16 protein-coding genes are annotated in these 18,627 nt (G+C 66.6%); 11 read left to right on the plus strand and 5 right to left on the minus strand.

Translation table 11 applies throughout. The annotated features are described in order from the left end of the window. Positions 1-7: 7 nt before the first annotated feature. The 4 genes from P4826_RS08045 to P4826_RS08060 all read left to right on the plus strand — a co-directional run bounded on the left by P4826_RS08045 (position 8) and on the right by P4826_RS08060 (position 3,375). Positions 8-967 (plus strand): phosphoglycerate mutase, encoded by a 960-nt coding sequence (locus tag P4826_RS08045; RefSeq protein ID WP_317703739.1) that lies wholly within the window; start codon positions 8-10, stop codon positions 965-967. Further along, positions 964-2,685, plus strand: a complete 1,722-nt coding sequence (gene recJ / locus P4826_RS08050) for a single-stranded-DNA-specific exonuclease RecJ (RefSeq protein WP_317703329.1) — start codon at positions 964-966, stop codon at positions 2,683-2,685. The genes P4826_RS08045 and recJ overlap by 4 nt, the downstream gene beginning before the upstream one ends. 85 nt (positions 2,686-2,770) lie before the next feature. Next, the gene (locus P4826_RS08055) at positions 2,771-2,944 is read left to right on the plus strand and encodes a hypothetical protein (RefSeq protein ID WP_317703330.1); all 174 of its coding nucleotides are present in this window, start codon (positions 2,771-2,773) and stop codon (positions 2,942-2,944) included. Beyond that, positions 2,941-3,375 (plus strand): GNA1162 family protein, encoded by a 435-nt coding sequence (locus P4826_RS08060; protein ID WP_317703331.1) that lies wholly within the window; start codon positions 2,941-2,943, stop codon positions 3,373-3,375. The genes P4826_RS08055 and P4826_RS08060 overlap by 4 nt, the downstream gene beginning before the upstream one ends. Positions 3,376-3,451: 76 nt before the next feature. Here the strand turns inward: P4826_RS08060 and P4826_RS08065 are convergent, their stop codons facing one another. After that, positions 3,452-4,054: a TIGR00645 family protein gene (locus P4826_RS08065; protein ID WP_317703332.1), complete on the minus strand. Its 603-nt coding sequence runs from the start codon at positions 4,052-4,054 to the stop codon at positions 3,452-3,454. 112 nt (positions 4,055-4,166) lie between these two features. Then, the gene (locus P4826_RS08070; protein ID WP_317703333.1) at positions 4,167-5,903 is read right to left on the minus strand and encodes a methyl-accepting chemotaxis protein; all 1,737 of its coding nucleotides are present in this window, start codon (positions 5,901-5,903) and stop codon (positions 4,167-4,169) included. A gap of 211 nt (positions 5,904-6,114) precedes the next feature. On the opposite strand from P4826_RS08070, the gene P4826_RS08075 reads away from it, so the two are divergent. The 7 genes from P4826_RS08075 (at position 6,115) to P4826_RS08105 (ending at position 14,798) form a co-directional block, all read left to right on the plus strand. Then, a complete protein-coding gene (locus P4826_RS08075) occupies positions 6,115-6,981 on the plus strand; it encodes a 3',5'-nucleoside bisphosphate phosphatase (protein WP_317703334.1) in 867 nt (288 codons plus the stop codon). A 10-nt stretch (positions 6,982-6,991) separates the two neighbouring features. Further along, positions 6,992-7,627: an L-threonylcarbamoyladenylate synthase gene (locus P4826_RS08080; protein WP_317703335.1), complete on the plus strand. Its 636-nt coding sequence runs from the start codon at positions 6,992-6,994 to the stop codon at positions 7,625-7,627. 169 nt (positions 7,628-7,796) lie between these two features. Then, positions 7,797-8,465 (plus strand): site-2 protease family protein, encoded by a 669-nt coding sequence (locus P4826_RS08085; protein WP_317703336.1) that lies wholly within the window; start codon positions 7,797-7,799, stop codon positions 8,463-8,465. 4 nt (positions 8,466-8,469) lie between these two features. After that, entirely contained in the window at positions 8,470-9,774 is a 1,305-nt protein-coding gene (locus P4826_RS08090; RefSeq protein WP_317703337.1) for a tryptophan--tRNA ligase, read from the plus strand. 183 nt (positions 9,775-9,957) lie between these two features. After that, positions 9,958-10,686 (plus strand): response regulator transcription factor, encoded by a 729-nt coding sequence (locus P4826_RS08095; protein WP_317703338.1) that lies wholly within the window; start codon positions 9,958-9,960, stop codon positions 10,684-10,686. A gap of 70 nt (positions 10,687-10,756) precedes the next feature. Next, positions 10,757-12,448, plus strand: a complete 1,692-nt coding sequence (locus P4826_RS08100) for a FecR family protein (RefSeq protein ID WP_317703339.1) — start codon at positions 10,757-10,759, stop codon at positions 12,446-12,448. Positions 12,449-12,488: 40 nt separating this feature from the next. Continuing rightward, positions 12,489-14,798, plus strand: a complete 2,310-nt coding sequence (locus P4826_RS08105; RefSeq protein WP_317703340.1) for a CHASE2 domain-containing protein — start codon at positions 12,489-12,491, stop codon at positions 14,796-14,798. 12 nt (positions 14,799-14,810) lie between these two features. Here the strand turns inward: P4826_RS08105 and P4826_RS08110 are convergent, their stop codons facing one another. The 3 genes from P4826_RS08110 to P4826_RS08120 all read right to left on the minus strand — a co-directional run bounded on the left by P4826_RS08110 (position 14,811) and on the right by P4826_RS08120 (position 18,615). Further along, positions 14,811-16,205, minus strand: a complete 1,395-nt coding sequence (locus P4826_RS08110) for a TIGR03013 family XrtA/PEP-CTERM system glycosyltransferase (protein ID WP_317703341.1) — start codon at positions 16,203-16,205, stop codon at positions 14,811-14,813. Positions 16,206-16,360: 155 nt separating this feature from the next. Then, positions 16,361-18,259 carry an O-antigen ligase family protein gene (locus tag P4826_RS08115; protein ID WP_425605244.1) on the minus strand — a complete coding sequence of 633 codons (1,899 nt, stop codon included), beginning with the start codon at positions 18,257-18,259 and terminating at the stop codon, positions 16,361-16,363. A 122-nt stretch (positions 18,260-18,381) separates the two neighbouring features. Further along, positions 18,382-18,615 carry a hypothetical protein gene (locus P4826_RS08120; protein ID WP_317703343.1) on the minus strand — a complete coding sequence of 78 codons (234 nt, stop codon included), beginning with the start codon at positions 18,613-18,615 and terminating at the stop codon, positions 18,382-18,384. Positions 18,616-18,627: the final 12 nt, after the last annotated feature.

Below are 18,627 nucleotides of genomic sequence, written 5' to 3' on the forward strand. Positions count from 1 at the left end.
GTCTGCCCTGCCTCCCATGCCCCATCTGATCGTCGCCCTCGCCACCAGCCCCACCCAGGGCTGCCAGCAGGCAATGAAAAACCTGGCCCTGCCCCAGCTCGACCGGCTGCTGGCGCGCCTGAGCCCGGCCGGCCTGGACGCCGGCAACGAGACCGACTTCAGCCCCCCGCACGAACGCGCCCTGGCGCGCCACCTGGGCCTTGCCGCCGGCCCCGCCGGCACCACGCCCTGGGCGGCCTGGCACCGGCTGCAGACGCCGGCGCATATGCCCACTGACCATGGCCTGGCCTGGGCCTTCATCACCCCCTGCCAATGGCAGGCCGACGCCAACCATGTGCTGCTGGCCGACCCGGCGCAACTGCAGCTGACCGAGGACGACTCGCGCAGCCTGCTGGCCATCCTCGCCCCCTGGTTTGCCGAGGACGGCATCACCCTGGTCTACGACCAGCCCACGCGCTGGCTGGCCCATGGCGCAGCGTTCGACGGCCTGGCCACGGCCTCGCTCGACCGCGTACTGCAGCGCGACGTAAGCAGCTGGCTACCCGACAAGCTACAGGCCCGTAACCTGCACCGCCTGCACAGCGAGATGCAGATGCTGCTCTACACCCACCCGTTCAACGACGCACGCGCCGCCCGACGGTTGCCCCCCGTCAACGCCTTCTGGGTGCATGGCGCGGGCGCCCTGCCCCAGCCCCCGGTGGCCAGGCACGCGCCCCAGCTGCCCGACGGCCTGCTGCAGGCCGCCCTGCACGAGGACTGGGCCGCCTGGAGCCGGGCCTGGGCCGAGCTGGATGCCGGCCCGGTGGCCCAGCTGGCCGCGCATGTGGGGCGTGGGGGCAGCGCCCGCCTGACGCTGTGCGGCGAGAGCAGCGCCATGACCTGGCACACCGCGCCGCGTGGCCTGGGGCAGAGAATTCAAAGCCTTTTCCGGCCTCGGCGCTTTGCTGACGTGCGCGAGCAGCTATGAAAATAATTAGCAGAGACATCCCTCCCCGCGCTGTCTGGGCGCTGGAGCAGGCCGGCGTGCACCCGCTGCTGGCGCGCCTGTACGCGGCGCGCGGCATTCGCGCCCAGGACGAGCTGGACGATGCCCTGGCGCGCCTGCTGCCGCCCGGCGGCCTCAAGGGCATAGGCGCGGCCGCCACGCTGCTGGCCGACGCCATCGCCCAGGACAAGCGCCTGGTCATCGTCGCCGACTACGACTGCGACGGTGCCACCGCCTGCGCCGTGGGCGTGCGCGGCTTGGCGCTGCTGGGCGCCAGGCATGTCCAGTATCTGGTACCCGACCGCGTGGTGGACGGCTACGGCCTCACCGCCTCGATCGCCAGGCGCGTGGCCGAGCGCGGCGCCGACATGCTGATCACCGTGGACAACGGCATCGCCAGCGTCGAGGGCGTGGGTGAGGCCAAGGCGCTGGGCCTCTCGGTCGTCGTCACCGACCACCACCTGCCCGGCCCCGCGCTGCCTGCGGCCGACGCCATCGTCAACCCGAACCAGCCCGGCTGCACCTTCGAGAGCAAATCCATGGCCGGCGTGGGCGTGATGTTCTACCTGCTGCTGCAACTGCGCGCCGAGCTGCGCGCGCGCGGCCGCTTCGACCAGGCCAGCCAGCCGCGGCTGGAGCCGCTCTTGCCCCTGGTGGCCCTGGGCACGGTGGCCGATGTGGTGCGCCTGGATAACAACAACCGCCGCCTGGTGGCCCAGGGCCTCAAACGCATACGGGCCGGGCAGATGCAGCCGGGCATACAGGCGCTGTTCGACGCCGCGGGCCGCAAGGCGCCGGCCGCCACCACCTTCGACTTTGGCTTTGCACTGGGCCCGCGCATCAACGCCGCCGGCCGCCTGGCCGACATGACGCTGGGCATCGAATGCCTGCTGACCGACGACGCCGCGCGCGCCGCGGAGCTGGCCCGCCAGCTGGACGCCATCAACCGCGAGCGCCGCGAAATCGAGGGCGGCATGCGCGAGCAGGCCATGCAGCTGGCCGAGGGGCTATTTGACGAGGGTGAGGAGCCGCCGCCGGCCATCAGCGTCTTCGACCCGGATTTTCACGAGGGCGTGGTGGGCATCGTCGCCTCGCGCCTCAAGGACCGGCTGCACCGCCCGACCTTCGTCTTTGCCGCCAGCAGCGCACCGGGCAAGGAGCATGAGCTCAAGGGTTCGGGCCGCTCCATCGCCGGCTTTCACCTGCGCGACGCGCTGGATCTGGTGGCCAAGCGCCATCCGGGCGTGATCCTGAAGTTCGGCGGCCACGCCATGGCCGCCGGCTGCACCGTGGCCGAGGAGCATTTCGAGACCTTCGAGCAGGCCTTCGCCCAGGTGGCCCAGGAATGGCTGGACGCCGCCACCCTCACGCGCCGGCTGGAGACCGACGGCCCCCTGGCGCCCGAATACTGCCGCGCCGAACTGGTGGACCAGCTGCAGCTGCAGGTCTGGGGCCAGGGCTTCGCCCCGCCCACCTTCAGCGAGCAGGTGCAGGTGCTCAGCCAGCGCCTGGTGGGCGAGGCGAAGAACCACCTGCAGCTCAAGCTGCTGCACCAGGGCCAGCCCATGGACGCCATCTGGTTCGGCCACACCGAGCAGTTGCCCGAACGCGCGCTGCTGGCCTTCCGCCTGGACGTGAACGAGTGGCGCGGCGAGCGACGGGTGCAGTTTCTGGTCGAGGGGGTGGAGCTGCCCGCCTGATCAGGTCAAATACCCACAAAAATGCATCAAATCGCGCGCCCTCGACACCCCAAAGCCCACGGCATCCACGCGCGCCTACCAGGGCATGCGCAGCCCCATTTCGATAGGCGAGGTCGCCAATCGCTCCAACTTCCAGGGCGGCATCTTCTCCGACGGCGTCGATCGCCTGGGCGGGCAGGCACAGACCATTTTGGTGACCCACCTGCAGCAAAGCGGCCGCTGGCCGAGTCCGGCTACTACGTGCTGCCGGTGGCCGTGACCGAGGAGACCTTCCGGCACAACGGCATCATCTCCGCCCAGGATGCGCAGGAGCTGCCGGTGGCCAAGCTGCGCGAGATCTTTGGCGCCGATGCCGCGCTGTACCTGGACGTGCGCCAATACGGCTCGGTCTATGCCGTACTCAAAAGCGAGACCAAGGTGACACTCACCGCCCGGCTGGTGGATCTGCGCACGGGTGACCAGCTGTGGAGCGGCGAAGCCACTGCCTCCAGCGCGGAGACCAAGAGCAGCAACAGCAGCCTGGTCGGCATGCTGGTGTCGGCGCTGATCGACCAGATCGTGGATTCGCTGTCGGATCGCAGCGTGCAGATCGCCGAAATCGCCAATGGCCGCCTGCTCTATGCCGGCCGCCCCGGCGGCCTGCTGCACGGCCCGCGCTCGCCCAGGTACGGGGCCGACGGTCAGCCGTAGGCTCGCATGGCAGGTAGAAGAAGGCGCGGCATGGTCTGCGCCTTTTTTTACGTCAGCCATGCATGCTTGCCGGGGATCAATGCGCGTTGCCGCCGTGGTTGTGGCTCAGCAGGCGGTCGGTCAGCGCAATCGCCAGCGCGCTGAGCAGGAAGGCGATGTGGATGATGGACTGCCACATCAGCACCTTCTCGTCATAGTTGGCGGCGTTGATGAAGGTTTTCAGCAGGTGGATGGAGCTGATGCCGATGATGGCCGTGGAGAGCTTGACCTTGAGCACCGAGGCGTTCACATGGCTGAGCCACTCGGGCTGATCCGGGTGGCCCTCCAGGTGCAGGCGGCTGACAAAGGTCTCGTAGCCGCCGACGATGACCATGATCAGCAGGTTGGAGATCATCACCACGTCGATCAGGGCCAGCACCACCAGCATGATGACGGTCTCGTTCAGGCTGGTCAGCGGTGCATCGGTCTTGTAGCCAATGCTGGTCACCAGGGCCTGCAGCGCCTGTTCGTCGCCCAGAGCGGCTTCGAGCAGGTGGATCAGCTCCACCCAGAAATGAAACACATACACCGCCTGCGCCGCAATCAGGCCCAGATACAGGGGCAATTGCAGCCAGCGGCTGGCAAAAATCATGGACGGCAGGGGGCGCGAAGCGGCGCTGGAGCGGGTAGTTGACAGCATAAAAAATGCAAAAAATGGGGCGGCGATTATAAAAACCGCCGCCCCCTTGTCATGATTCAAGGCCAAAAAGGCCTTTGGCGCTTGCCCCGTATGCGCAGCAAGCTATGGTTTTTTAAAAACTCTCCCAGTCATCATCACCACCCGCGGCCACCGGCGCCTTGGCGCTGGCGATGCGTGCCGGGGCTGCGGCCACCGGCTTGGGCGCGGGCTTGGCGATCTGCGGGCGGGCGCTGGCTGCGCCGGCCTTGGCCTGCGGCGCGGGCATGGCGGCCTTTGCCGCCGGGCGTGCCGCCACGGCCGCGCCGCTGCCGACGTTGAACACCGCCACCACCTGCGCCAGGCGCTGCGCCTGTTCGTGCATGGCGGCTGCGGCGGCGCTGGACTCTTCCACCAGCGCGGCGTTTTGCTGCGTCATCTGGTCCAGGTTGGCCACCGCCTGGTTCACCTGGCTGATGCCGTCGCGCTGCTCGGTGCTGCTGGCCGTGATCTCGCCTATCAGGTCGCTCACGCGGCGCACGCCCTGCACGATCTCCTGCATGCTCTGGCCGGCCTGGGCCACCTGGGCCGAGCCCGATTCCACGTTGTCCACGCTGGTGCCGATCAGCTGCTTGATTTCCTTGGCCGCCTCGGCGCTGCGCTGCGCCAGGCTGCGCACCTCGCCGGCCACCACGGCAAAGCCGCGGCCCTGCTCGCCGGCGCGTGCCGCCTCCACCGCTGCGTTCAGCGCCAGAATGTTGGTCTGGAAGGCGATGCCGTCGATGACGCCGATGATGTCGGCGATCTTGCGGCTGCTGTCGGTGATCTGCTGCATGCTGGTGACCACCTGGTCCATCACCTGGCCGCCCTGCTCGGCCGCCTGGGCGGCGTTGGCCGCCAGCTGGTTGGCCTGGCGCGCGGTGTCGGCGCTTTGCGTGACGGTGGCGGTGAGCTCTTCCATGCTGGCCGCGGTTTCTTCCAGGTTGGCCGCCGTCTGTTCGGTGCGCGCCGACAGGTCGTGGTTGCCGGTGGCTATCTGGCTGGAGGCGGCCGAGACCGATTCCACGCCCGAGCGCACCTCGCCCACCACGCTGCGCAGGCGTGCGCCCATGGCCGAGAGGGCGCGCAAGAGCTGGCCCAGCTCGTCGCGGCGTTCGTCGTGCACGTCCTGCGTCAGGTCGCCGGCGGCGATGGTGTCGGCCAGGCCCACGGCCCTGGCCAGGGGCTGGGTGATGGAGCGCACCAGCAGCGCGGCCAGCACCATGCCCAGCAGCACCACCACCAGGGCGATGCCAACGCCCAGCCATATGGCACGCTGGCGCTGATCCGCGGCGCGCTGCTTGGCGGCGTCGCGCTGGCGCTCCTGCAGTTGCACGAAGGCGTCCTGCTCGGCGACATAGCGCTCCACGGCGGGCAGCATCTTGCCGTCCAGCACGGCCCTGGCGCCGGTGTGATCGAGGTTGGCGCGCAGCTTGCCGGCCTCGGCGTTGTGCTCCAGCACCTGCTTGCGCGCCGCCAGCACGCGCTGGAACTGCTCCTTGTCGGCGGGCGAGAACAGCGCCGCCTCGATCTGCTTCTGCACCGCGTCGATGGCCTGTATGCCCTCCTTGGACTGCTTGACCAGCCGCTCGGTCAGTTCCTCGTCGTTCGATGACAGGGCATTGACCACGCGATCCACCGCCAGGGAGCTCAGGCTCTTCCAGCGCAGTGCGAGACCGATGCGCTCCTCGTTGAAGTGCACGACGCGCGCCGCATCGTCGTCGATATGCATCGAATAGCTCAACAGACCGGCCAGCAGCGCCAGCATGGAGATCATCAGGCCCAGTACCAGGGCCCAGAGTTTGCGTGCAACGGGCAAATGATTGAGATTCATGACACTCAGGGGCGCACCATCGCGCCACATCCACAAAAACAAGGAGGGAGAGAATTCCACGGCCGAACCCAAGGGTTCAGCTCCAGGGGTAGTGTGGCACCACTTACACGATTGTTTACATAATTTAAGGTAACAAACACATGTTTTTTCCGGCTTTGTCGCGCAAATCACTACGCCTGCGCGGCCCGGGGGCGCAACCTACAATGCCCTGGTGTCTCATTTGCTCAACGCCGACCTGCATTGCCATTCCGTCGTCTCCGACGGCACGCTCACGCCCGAGGCACTGGCCGCGCGCGCCCATGGCAACGGCGTGCAGCTGTGGGCGCTGACCGATCACGACGAGATCCGCGGCCAGCACCGTGCCGCGGCGGCGGCCCAGGCACTGGGCATGGACTACCTCACGGGCGTGGAGATCTCGGTCACCTTTGTCGATACCACGGTACATATCGTGGGCCTGGGGTTCGACGCCGATGACGCGCAACTGGCGCGCGGCCTGGCCGCCACGCGCGATGGGCGCGGCGAGCGCGCGCAGGAAATCGGCGCGCAGCTGGCCCGCGTGGGCATACGGGGCGCCTACGAGGGTGCGCTGTGCTATGTGGACAACCCGGAGCTGATCTCGCGCACCCACTTTGCCCGCTACCTGGTGGATACCGGTCACTGCCGCGATGCGGGCGAGGTGTTCCGCAAATACCTGACCGAGGGCAAGCCCGGCTTCGTGCCGCACCGCTGGGCGCGGCTGGGCGATGCCGTGCGCTGGATACGCGAGGCCGGCGGCATGGCGGTGATCGCCCACCCGGCGCGCTACCGACTGACGGCGAACGAGGAATATGCGCTGTTCTCCGAGTTCCAGCAGCATGGCGGCCAGGGCGTGGAGGTGGTCACCGGCAGCCACACGGCGGCCGAATACGCCACCTACGCCGCGATGGCGCAAGAGTTCGGCCTGGCCGCATCGCGCGGCAGCGACTTTCACAGCCCCGGCGAATCGCACACCGACCTGGGCGCCCTGCCCGGCCTGCCCGGCCAGCTGACGCCCGTGTGGCAGCTGCTGCATGAACGCATACTGCGCGCCGCCCGATAAACATCTCACCATGGCCCAATATTTCGAAATCCATGCCGACAACCCGCAGCCGCGCCTGCTCAAGCAGGCCGCCGCGCTGCTGTCCGGCGGCGCCATTCTGGCCGTGCCCACCGATTCCAGCTACGCCCTGGTCTGCCGCCTGGACGACAAGGACGCCGTGGACCGCATACGCCGCCTGCGCCAGATCAACGACAAGCACCATCTGACGCTCTTGTGCCGCGACCTGTCGGAGCTGGCCAGCTACGCCCATGTGGACAACCGGCAGTACCGACTGCTGAAGCTGGCCACGCCTGGCGCCTATACCTTCATCCTGGACGCCACCAAGGAGGTGCCGCGGCGCGTCAGCCACCCACAGCGCAAGACCATTGGCCTGCGCGTGCCCGACCGCAAGGGCCTGCAGATGCTGCTGGAGCTGCACGGAGCGCCGCTCCTGGCCACCACGCTGATACCACCTGACGAGACCGAGCCGCTGAACGACCCGCAGGAAATACGCGAGCGCTTCGAAAAGCAGCTGGACGCCATCATCGACGCCGGCGCCTGCCCCCTGGAGCCGACCACGGTGCTGGATCTGACGCCGATGAACACCGGCGGCGACCCCGTCGTGGTGCGCGAGGGGCGCGGCAGCCTGCAGGCGCTGGGGCTGTGAGCCCGTCACAGGGCATTTGAAGCCAAAACAGCACCTGGCGCTTATGCAGCGAGCGCGAGTTGCTATTTTTTTCATAACAAACCAAACCTCAGGCTGAACACCGAGGCGCTCCTGCACCGGATCGCGTCGCGCGCCAGCCCTCAGCAGGCATCTGACACAATCGCCGCCCGTGGACCTTACCAACCTCATCCAGACCGTACTCATCTACGCCCTGCCCGTGCTGTTCGCCATCACAGTGCATGAGGCGGCGCATGGCTACACCGCCCGGCATTTTGGCGACAACACCGCCACCATGATGGGACGCGTCACGCTCAACCCCATCAAGCACATCGACCCGGTGGGCACGGTGCTGATGCCGCTGGTGCTGTATTTCGCCACCTCGGGCGCCTTTCTGTTTGGCTATGCCAAGCCGGTGCCGGTCAACTTCCACCACCTGCGCAACCCCAAGCGCGACATGGTCTGGGTGGCGCTGGCGGGGCCGGCGTCCAACTTTGCCCAGGCCATTGGCTGGGCACTGCTGCTGGTGCTGCTGGCGACCCTGGGCGGGCAGGAGCGCTTCTTTATCGAGATGGCCCGCGCCGGCATTGCCGTGAACCTGGTGATGTGGGCCTTCAACCTGTTTCCGCTGCCGCCGCTTGACGGCGGCCGCATCCTCGTCGGCCTGCTGCCCTGGCGCCAGGCGCAGCTGGTTGCGCGCATCGAGCCCTATGGCTTCTTCATCGTGATGGCCCTGGTCGTCGGCGGCATCGTGGGCACCCTGTGGCTGCGCCCGCTGATGTCGCTGGGCTACGCCGCCATCAACCTGCTGCTGCTGCCGATCACCGCCTTGCTCCGTTAATCTCATGACCACCACGCGTTTTCTCACCGGCATCACGCCCTCGGGCACCCCGCACCTGGGTAACTACGCGGGCATGATGCGCCCGGCCATCGCCGCCACGCGCACGCCCGGCGTCGAGAACTTCTACTTCCTGGCCGACTACCACGCCCTCATCAAATGCCAGGAGCCCGAGCGCATACACCGCTCGACGCTGGAGATCGCCGCCAGCTGGCTGGCCTGCGGCCTGGATCCCGAACAGGTGACCTTCTACCGCCAGTCCGACGTGCCCGAGATTCCCGAGCTGCACTGGCTGCTGACCTGCGTTACCGGCAAGGGCCTGCTCAACCGCGCCCATGCCTACAAGGCCGTGCAGGACAAGAATGCCGAGGCCGGGCGCGAGGCCGATGACGGCGTGAGCGCCGGCCTGTTCATGTACCCGGTGCTGATGGCGGCAGACATCCTGGCGTTCAACGCCCACAAAGTGCCGGTAGGGCGCGACCAGATCCAGCACATCGAGATGGCGCGCGACATGGCGTCCAGCTTCAACCACCTGTATGGCGAGCATTTCACGCTGCCCGAGGCCGCCATCGAGGACAACGTGGCCACCCTGCTCGGCCTGGACGGGCGCAAGATGAGCAAGAGCTACGACAACACCATTGCGCTGTTCTGCCCGCCCGAGCAGCTCAAGAAGCTGATCGGCTCCATCGTCACCGACTCGCGCGCGCCGGGCGAGCCCAAGGAGACCGAGGGCTCGGCCCTGTTCCAGCTCTACCAGGCCTTTGCCACGCCCGAGGAGACCGCCGCCATGCGCCGCGCCTTTGCCGAGGGCATCGCCTGGGGCGAGGCCAAGCAGCTGCTGTTTGCGCGTATCGACCGCGAGATCGCCCCGATGCGCGCACGCTATGACGACCTGATGCTCCACCCCGAGAAGGTCGAGGCCGCCCTGCAGATCGGCGCCCAGCGCGCGCGCGCCCTGGCCCAGCCATTGTTGCAGCGCCTGCGCGCCGCCGTCGGCCTGCGCCCCTTGAGCGCCACGCGGCCCCAGGCGCAGAGCGCGCACAAGGCTGGCAAGGCGCAGCTGCCGGCCTTCAAGCAATACCGCGAGGCGGACGGCAAGTTCTACTTCAAGCTCGTCGCCAGCGACGGCCGGCTGCTGCTGCAAAGCACGGCGTTCGACGCGCCACGCGATGCCGGCCAGGCCATCGCCCGCCTGCAGAAAGAGGCCGGCGCCCTGCAGGCGCTGGCCGCGCAACTGGCACCGGTGGCCGGCGTGGATGCCACCGAGGTGACAGCCGCCCTGCAGGCGCTGGCCGCGGCGGCCGATGCCTGAGATGGATCGGTTACTACGTTTTTTGTAGCTTATAGCGCTTGTCAGTAAAGCGCTATGAGCCAATAACACCTAAAAAACCTGGACGGGCTGTATGCCCCATCCAACAGGGCAGCGTCATGCAGGCGGGGTTCTTCTGGCCTTTTCCTATACTTGCCCACTCCGCCCCCATTTCCAAGGAGTCCCATGCGCATCGCGGCACTGGACGACGATCCGCTCCAGCTCGAGTTTTTCACCCACGCCCTGACGGCCATGGGCCACGCCTGCCGCACCTACACCACGGGCGCGGCGCTGCTCAAGGATTTGCGGCGCGAAACCTTCGATCTGCTGATCGTTGACTGGCAGCTGCCCGACATCGAGGGCCCCGAGATCATCACCTGGGTGCGCCAGCAGCTGGACACCGAGTTGCCGATACTCTTCGTTACCCACCGCCAGTCCGAAAGCGACATCGTGCAGGGCCTGGGCTGTGGCGCCGACGACTTCATGGTGAAACCCGTGCGTCTGGCCGAATTCAAGGCCCGCGTGGGTGCGCTGCTGCGCCGCGCCTACCCGAACGACGCCCAGGACGTGCTGGAGTTCGGCCGCTTCCGCTTTCTCCCGGAGGCGCGCGGCCTGGAAATGGATGGCAAGCCCGTGGAGCTGAAGGCGCGCGAATACGAGCTGGCGCTGTTTTTGTTCCAGAACATGGGGCGGCTGCTGTCGCGCGACCATCTGCGCGAAGTCATCTGGGGCCATAGCGCCGAGGTCATCTCGCGTTCGCTGGACACGCATGTCTCGCGCCTGCGCAGCCTGCTGGATCTGCGCCCGGCCAACGGCTACATGATCACCGCCGTGTATGGCGTGGGCTACCGCTTCGAGGCCGTCAAGCCGACGGCCGAACAAACGGCTAACGGCAGCGCCAGCCAGGCACAATAGGCACGGCCAACAAGCCATGCGGCCTGGCCCTGGACGGAGCCGGCACGCCTGGATCACGAGGGAGAAGCCGATGCAAGCCACACCCATGCCACACCGCTACGCACGCCAGACACTACCTCTGGCCCTGGCCCTCTGCGCCGCACTGGCGCATGGCGGCGCGCTGGCCCAGCCACTGGACATAGAGCACCAGGTGCAACGCGGCGACACGCTGGAGGCACTTTCGACGCACTACCTCGGCACGCCGCGCCTGTGGCCGCAGCTGCAAAGGCACAACCAGGTCGCCAACCCGCGCCACCTGCAGCCGGGTTCGGTGCTGCACATCCCCATGCAGCTGCTGCCACTGGGCTCGGCCGAGGTGACCTTCGTGCAGGGCGAGGCCACGGTCACTGCGCCCACCAACGCCAGCGCCACCACCCTGCAAGCCGGCCAGCCACTGCCGGAGGGCGCGCGGGTGCAGGTCGCGCCCAACTCCTTCGTCACCGTGCGCCTGGCCGACGGCACGCTGATCCGCGTGCATGCCGACTCCGACCTGCGGCTGCAGCAGCTGCGCCGGCGCGGCCGCGCGGGCGATGCGCAGTCGGTGCTGGAGCTGCGCCGCGGCAGCGTGGAAACCTCCGTGCCCGCCAACAGCGGCGGCGCACGCCGCTTTGAAATCCGCACACCCAAGGCATCCACCAGCGTGCGCGGCACGCGCTTTTCGGTGGCCCTGACGGGCGATGAGCGCGCCCTGACGGCTGTCACCGAAGGCACGGTGGCCGTGCAGCCCCATGCCACGCGCCAGGGCGCATCGATACCGGCCGGCCAGGGCGTGGTCGTGGCGGCCGACGGCGAGCTGGGGGCACCGCAGCCCCTGCTGCCCGCGCCCGACCTGAGCGCGCTGCCCGCGGCAGTGCATGACGCAGACTTCCTCAGCCTGGCCCTGCCACCAGTGGCCGCTGCCGTGGCCTACCAGGTGCGGGTGGCGCGCGACGCCGACTTCACCACCGTGGTGCGCGATGGTGCCTTCTCCGGCCCCCAGGCGCGCATGCGCGCCGTGGACGACGGTAGCTACCACCTGGCCGTGCGCGCCGTGGACAGCACCGGCCTGCCCGGCCTGGTGGCACAGCGCACCATCACCGTCAAGGCCCACCCCGTTCCGCCGCTGTACCAGGCGCCACCCCAGGGAGCGACCATCTCGCGTACCCAGGGTGAGCTGCTGTGTACGCCGGTACTGGGCGCTGTGCGCTACCGCATCCAGGTGGCTACCGATGCCGCCTTTACCGCCCCGGCGCTGGACGAAACCCGCGACCAGCAGTGCGGAGCGCAAGTGCAGGCGCTGGCCCCCGGCAACTACTTCTGGCGTGCGGCCAGCGTGCGCGAGCTGCCCGGCGGCGGCGGCGACCAGGGCCCCTACGCACCCGCCCAGCCATTCAGCGTGGCGAACAACCCGAACGCCCCGGACGCCGCCGCCCTGCAGGTTGGCAATGAAGGCCCGGCCCTGCAGCTACGCTGGCCCGGAGGCAGCGGCCAGAGCTACCGCCTGCAGCTGGCCAGCAGCCAGGACTTTGCCGCGCTGCTGATGGACGAACGCCTCGGCACAGCTGCCTGGACAGCCGCCGGTCTGGCACCCGGCGAGTACTTTGTGCGCATACAGACACGCGACCCTTCCGGGCTGGAGAGCGAGTTCTCCACGCCGCGCCTGATCCATGTCCGGGCGGCGGTGCAATCGAGCGGCGGTCTGCCGGTGACATCGTCCGACGGCCGCCCATTGGCACGGCCCTGAAACCCGCCCCAGCGCACCAGGCCTGGGGCCGCCGCGTGATATGACGCTATCTGCACAGGCGGGTTACCACCGCAACCTGCGCCGCGAATGGCTGGTGCTGTCGCTGCTGATGCTGGGCCTGGTGGCATGGCTATGCCTTGCCGGCGGCCTGCGGCGCATGGACTACCTGGTACAGGACGCAGGCACGCGCCTGTATGCGCATGCGGCACACCCGGACATCGTCATCGTGGCCGTCGATGACCGCAGCATAGCCTCGATAGGCCGCTGGCCCTGGCGCCGCGCGCTGCATGCCCAGCTCGTGGACCAGATCACGGCACAGTCACCACGCGCACTGGGGCTGGACATTCTGTTTGGCGAAGAAGACGCCGACTACCCCGGTGACGACCTGCTGCTGGCCCGGGCCCTGGAGCGCAACGCCCACGCCGTGCTGCCCGTGGCGCGCCGCGGTGACGGGCCGCGCAGCAGCGCCGACGCACCCATGCCGCTGCTGCGCCAGGCGGCCGCCCAGCTCGGCCATGTGCAGGTGCAGCTGGACGAAGACGGCGTGGCGCGCAGCCTGTTTGAACACGAAGGGCCAGCGTCCGCGCCCTGGCCGCATTTCAGCACCGCGATGCTGTGCGCCGAAGGGCTGGCATTGGCGTCATGCCGGGGCAACGCCGCGCCGGTGAATGCTCCCTGGACAAGCCAGGATCTTCAGATCCTGCGCTTTGCGCAAGGACAACCGGCATTCACCACCTATTCCTACATTGATGTATTGACCGGGCAGCTGCCAGCCGGCGCCCTGCGGGACAAATACGTCATCGTGGGTGCCACCGCCACCGGCCTGGGCGACATGTTCGCCGCCCCCATGGTGAGCCAGGCCGAACGCATTCCCGGGGTGGAAGTGATCGCCCACGCGCTGAATGCAGACCTCATGCGCTGGCATGTCCAACGCGCGCCCGAGGCCTGGAACCTGGCCTTCAACCTCACGCCTGTTGCCCTGACGCTACTGGCCATCGTGCTGCTGGGGCCACTGGCCGGCCTGATCGCCAGTGCCACCCTGTTTCTCGCCACCCTGGTGGCAGCGGCTGGCGCGCCGACCCTATCGGGCTGGCAATTTGCCGCCGCACCGGCCCTGGCCGGCATTGCCGCCGTGTACCCGCTGTGGAGCTGGCGCCGGCTCAGCGCCGCCGCCCATTTCCTGCAGCTGGAGATCCAGGCGCTGCGCGGCGCGGGGCTTTCCCCCCTACCCGACGAGGCAATGCCCCTGGTGCTGCGCGGCGACCTGCTGGAGCAGCGCATACACGCCGTGGAAGACGCCACAAGGCGGTTGCGCAAGCTGCATCACTTCATCAGCGACAGCCTGCAGCACCTGCCATCGCCCACCTTTGTCTGCGACGCAAGGGGCCGCGTGACCCTGGCCAACGAAGCCGCACTGCTCTACCTGCCATCCGGCCAGGCAGCACAGGGGCAGGCCATCGCCCAGCTGCTGGTCGAGCTGGTCCATCCCCATTCAGGCAGGCCCCTGCTGCCGCAGGACGCCAGCCGAATGGTCGAGTTGCCAGCACAACAGGAAGGCCGAGACGCGCAGGGGCGCCACATGCTCATGCTGTGCAAACCTTTTGCGCTGGAGGGCAGCACCATCTGGCTCATCACCCTGGTGGATCTGACCGACATGCGCCGCGCCCAGCAGCAACGCGACCAGGCGCTGCACTTCATCTCGCACGACATCCGCGCGCCCGGCGCGTCCATACTCACGCTGCTGGAGATGCGGCGTGAATTCCCCGAGCAGTTGTCGCAGCAGGATCTGCTGGCGCGCATCGAGCGCCATGCGCGCTCGTCGCTGGCCATGGCCCAGGGCTTCGTGCAACTGGCCAGCGCCCAGGCCTACGAATACCACAGCACCCCCTTCGACCTGGCCGCCGCGCTCGAGGAAACCGTGGACGACGCCTGGGCCAGCGCGCAGGATCAGCAGGTGCAGATGCGTATCACCCACCTGCCCCAAGCCGCCCCTGTCCATGGCGACCGCGCCTTGATTTGCCGCGCCATCACCAACATCGTGGGCAACGCCATCAAATTCAGCCCGCCGGGCAGCACCGTGCAATGCGCCCTGACCCTGGAGTCGCCGTATTGGGTGATCAGCGTACGCGACCAAGGCCCGGGCATCGCGCCGGAGCAACAAAGCCATCTGTTCCAGCCCTTCAAGCGCCTGCACGAAGGCAGCCATCCAGGCATCGCCGGCGTGGGCCTGGGCCTGGCACTGGTACAGACCGTGCTGCAACGCCATGGCGGGCTGGTGCAGGTGCGCAGCAGCAGCGGCGCCGGTGCCGAATTTCGGTTGCTGTTGCCGCAGGAAACGGCTGAACAATAAGCCAGCGCTTGCCTATTGCGCGCCCTTGCCCGTCAATACCACACCCACGGTTTCAAACAAGACGATCAAGTCCAGAAACCACGAGTGGTTCTTGACGTAGTACAGGTCATATTGCAATTTTTGCTCGGCATCTTTCACAGAGGCGCCGTAGTGGTAGCGCACCTGGGCCCAGCCAGTGAGGCCCGGTTTTACGCCGTGGCGCAGGGCGTAATAGGGAATGTCCTGCGTCAGGCGTTCGACAAAGTACGGGCGTTCGGGCCTGGGGCCTACCAGACTCATATCGCCCTTGAGCACGCAAAGCAACTGCGGCAACTCATCGATCCGCGTCTTGCGTATGAATTTGCCAACCCGCGTCACCCGGGCGTCCCCGGCACCTGCCCATCGGGGGGTTCCATCTTTTTCCGCATCCTGGCGCATGCTGCGAAACTTGATGACATTGAAGGTCTGGCCATTCAGGCCGACGCGCTCCTGGCGGTAAAAAATCGGTAGGCCACTTTCGAGAAAGACCAGAACCGCCGTCACCAGCATCACGGGTGCTGCGAGCAACAACAGCACGGCTGATCCAACCACATCCAGCAGGCGTTTGACCAGCGAGCGAACCACCCCCTGTTTGAAGCCATCACCAAAGATCAGCCACCCTGCGGATACCGCCTCCAGATGCACCTGCCCCAGAAGTTTTTCAAAATGCGTTGCCAAATCAATGACTTGTACACCTTGCAGCTTGCAGTCCAGCAACTCGCGCAGCGGCATGCTGCCGCCGCGGCGCTCATTGACCGCCACCACGATCTCATTGACCCGGTATTCCTCAACAACCTCGGTGAGCGTCTTGCCGGCAGACACCACATGTAAACCCGATGCAACCTGCTCCTTCTCCTGCGGGCCGCGAAAATGCCCGACCAGCTCAATGCTGGGGTCGCTTTTCATCAGGGATTCAGTCACCACACAAGCGCGCGAACCAGTGCCATAAACCAGGACTCGCTGGCGCTTGTAAGAAGCGGGTAATAAACTATTGCCAAGCAACCGCAAAATCAACATGGCACTTACCATGATCAGCAACGCCAATAAAGTTTGCTCATTATGATAAGGGGGCGACAACGGCAGCAGCAGCAAAACACCGGCAGCAATTACCATCGACAAAATAAAGGACAATACAGCACGGGATCGCACCTGGCCCACCGTCAGACCACTGGGCGATTCGTGAATACCCAATGCAGCATTCATACCCAATATACCGACAGCGATCAACCCACCGCGAATGACGCCTGAAGATATTATTGCACCATTGAGCGCCTCGGCGCCAACCTGCCAGGCCATGGAAATAACCAAAGTACTCACAATCAAGACCATATATACCATGGCCTGTAAAATACTTCGCTGGCGGAAATAATGATTAAAAATCCTGACCATCGTCACCCTCTTCGCAAGACGCCGCCACCATTAAAAAAACAACCGCACATTAGAAATCAATAGGCAAAAAAATTCAAAGCGGCGAAACAATTTCTAATGGTTTGGCAAATAAATTTAACAATTCACCGTCTCAGACCAAATCCCAGCACCCGAGCCTACCGATCCTCCGTGATGCAGAATGATACGATAGGTAACAACCACAACACAAGAGATACACGCGGAACTTCCGCAAAGCTTACCAGCCCACCCGCCATCAAGCCGGCGATGATGGAGCCGCCGACAACCAGGGCCAGCGGTGATCCACGCCGAACTCCTCTGGCCAGTTGCAGCAGCGCCCATGCCACGGCCAGCGCAAGAATCAGCACAGCCAATAGACCGCGCTCTATCAGCAGCTCCAGCAACAGGTTATCCATATGCCATGGCAGAAAGTTGCCATAGGCAATACTGCTCCAATAGCGAGGCCCCAGGGCCAGATCCGGATTCTTGAGAACCTGCCTCCCGCTCTTGTCCAGGAGTTCCACGGCGGTGATGCGAATACTGGCATTGGCCTGCAGCAGCTGGATGGAAAGAACCCCATCCCGCGAAACCGTACCATGACCGCCCGATGCCAAGGCCGGGCCCAGCAAAGGCAGCACGATCCAGCCATCGGTCGTCTTGCTGGCTTCTGACACCTGCCGCGTGCGCAGCTGACATCGTGCCTGGTAGAGCAGATACTGCTCGCACAACTGAACCTTCAGCCACATGGGTGCATCCATGTGCGCGCGCAAGCGCACCGTGTAATGTCCGCCGGATTCCAGTGGCACATGCTGCGTCAGCGCCAGGCCGCCCTTGGCGTCGGCACGCTGCGGGCCATATAGCCAGACCTCATTGCCGGCATCGCCATGGCGCACCCAGCGCACCCGGCCGGGTAGCGCACCCTCGGGGTTCTGCGCGCTGTACTGCGCCGGCAAACGCCCCAAGCCCAAGCCCAGCACCCACTGGCCGGGCGTATGCAACATGTGCACGCCGCGCTTCCAATGGGCCAGGCGCTGGTGCAGATCGGCATTGGAGCGACTCAGACGATCGGACATGAAGGCTCCGCCCACCCAAACCGCCAGGATTTCCACCACCAGAGCCACCAACAGCCACGCCATGGCCCTGCGGTGCCACAGGGTTGCGTCGGGCGCCTTCAACCGATGGCGGTGCGCCAACCAGGCCATGCCAACCGCCGTGATGACCACCGTCAGATACAGGCCGCGGGCATAGGCGGTCAGCACCGCATAGGTTGCCAACAACACCAACCCCGCCGCCGCATACCAGCGCCAGCCATGCGGGGCAGACCATGCGGCCCACCAGGCAAACGGCAGCGCCATGGCCAGGTAGGCATCGATGGCGCCGCCGCCCACATGCATCTCCCAGAACCAGGCCACCGTACGATAGTTGGCGCTGAAGTCCAGCCACCCGACATACAGCCCCCGCTCCCACAGCACCGCGATGCAGACAAAAAACAGCCCCACCAGCATGCCACGCGCCAGGCGCAACGCGGCTCCCCGCGAGGATCGATACAAGGCGGGCATGAGCAACAATCCCCATGCCAGGCTCTTGGCCACACGCAGGGTGTTTCCCGGCTGGTCATAGTCGCCATGGGGCCCCTGAGCCCACAGATCCGCCAGCAGCGCCACCCAGCTTGCCGCGCCGCGCGCGTCGTCCAGCCCCCGCCAGACGCCAACGACCAGCAGTGGTGGCAACACCCAATACGCCCACCTGATGCCCGCGGGCGTGGTGCCATGCACCGCCGCGGGCACACGCCAGGCATCAAGCGCCCAGCGCCCATAGGCGCCGCCCAACAGGGCCAGCACCAACAGGTCGGACTCATCGACCACCCACCAACCGGTCCATGGCGCGAAACTGGCTACCGGCAACAAGGCTGGCAGCACAAACCAAAGATCGACGGGACGCCACATGGCCCAGACCAGGGCCGCCGCCAGCAGGGACAAGGCCAGCATGGGCGCGACCGGGTGCTGCGCCGCCGCATACAGGCACAGGCCGGCGCATGGCAAAGCGAACAAGGCCACACCAGCCCTGCCTGCAACACGACAGCCACTTTCCCACGCTGGGAACAACGCCACGCCCTCCGCCTGCCCTTGCCCCCATCCCACGGACGGGTATGGGCTTGATTCTCAAGCCTTTTTGGGCATCAGGGCTTGGCGACGGCAGAACTCAGGTTGCTGCTCTCGCCCTTGGCGGCGACCTGGTAGGGTTGCAGACCGGCGTCCGAGGTGATCCAGCCTGCGCCCTCGGAGTCAAGCGCAATGTCGGTCAAGGTGGCGCGCCCCGCCACCCTGCTGAAGCTGAAATGGTGGCCACCATCGCTGCTTGTGGCCGCAACACTGCCCTGGCCCACCAGCAGGATGCGGCCGTCGGGCAGCACAGCATGCCTGGA

The organism is Diaphorobacter limosus (assembly GCF_033100095.1).
Lineage (GTDB): Bacteria > Pseudomonadota > Gammaproteobacteria > Burkholderiales > Burkholderiaceae_C > Alicycliphilus > Alicycliphilus limosus.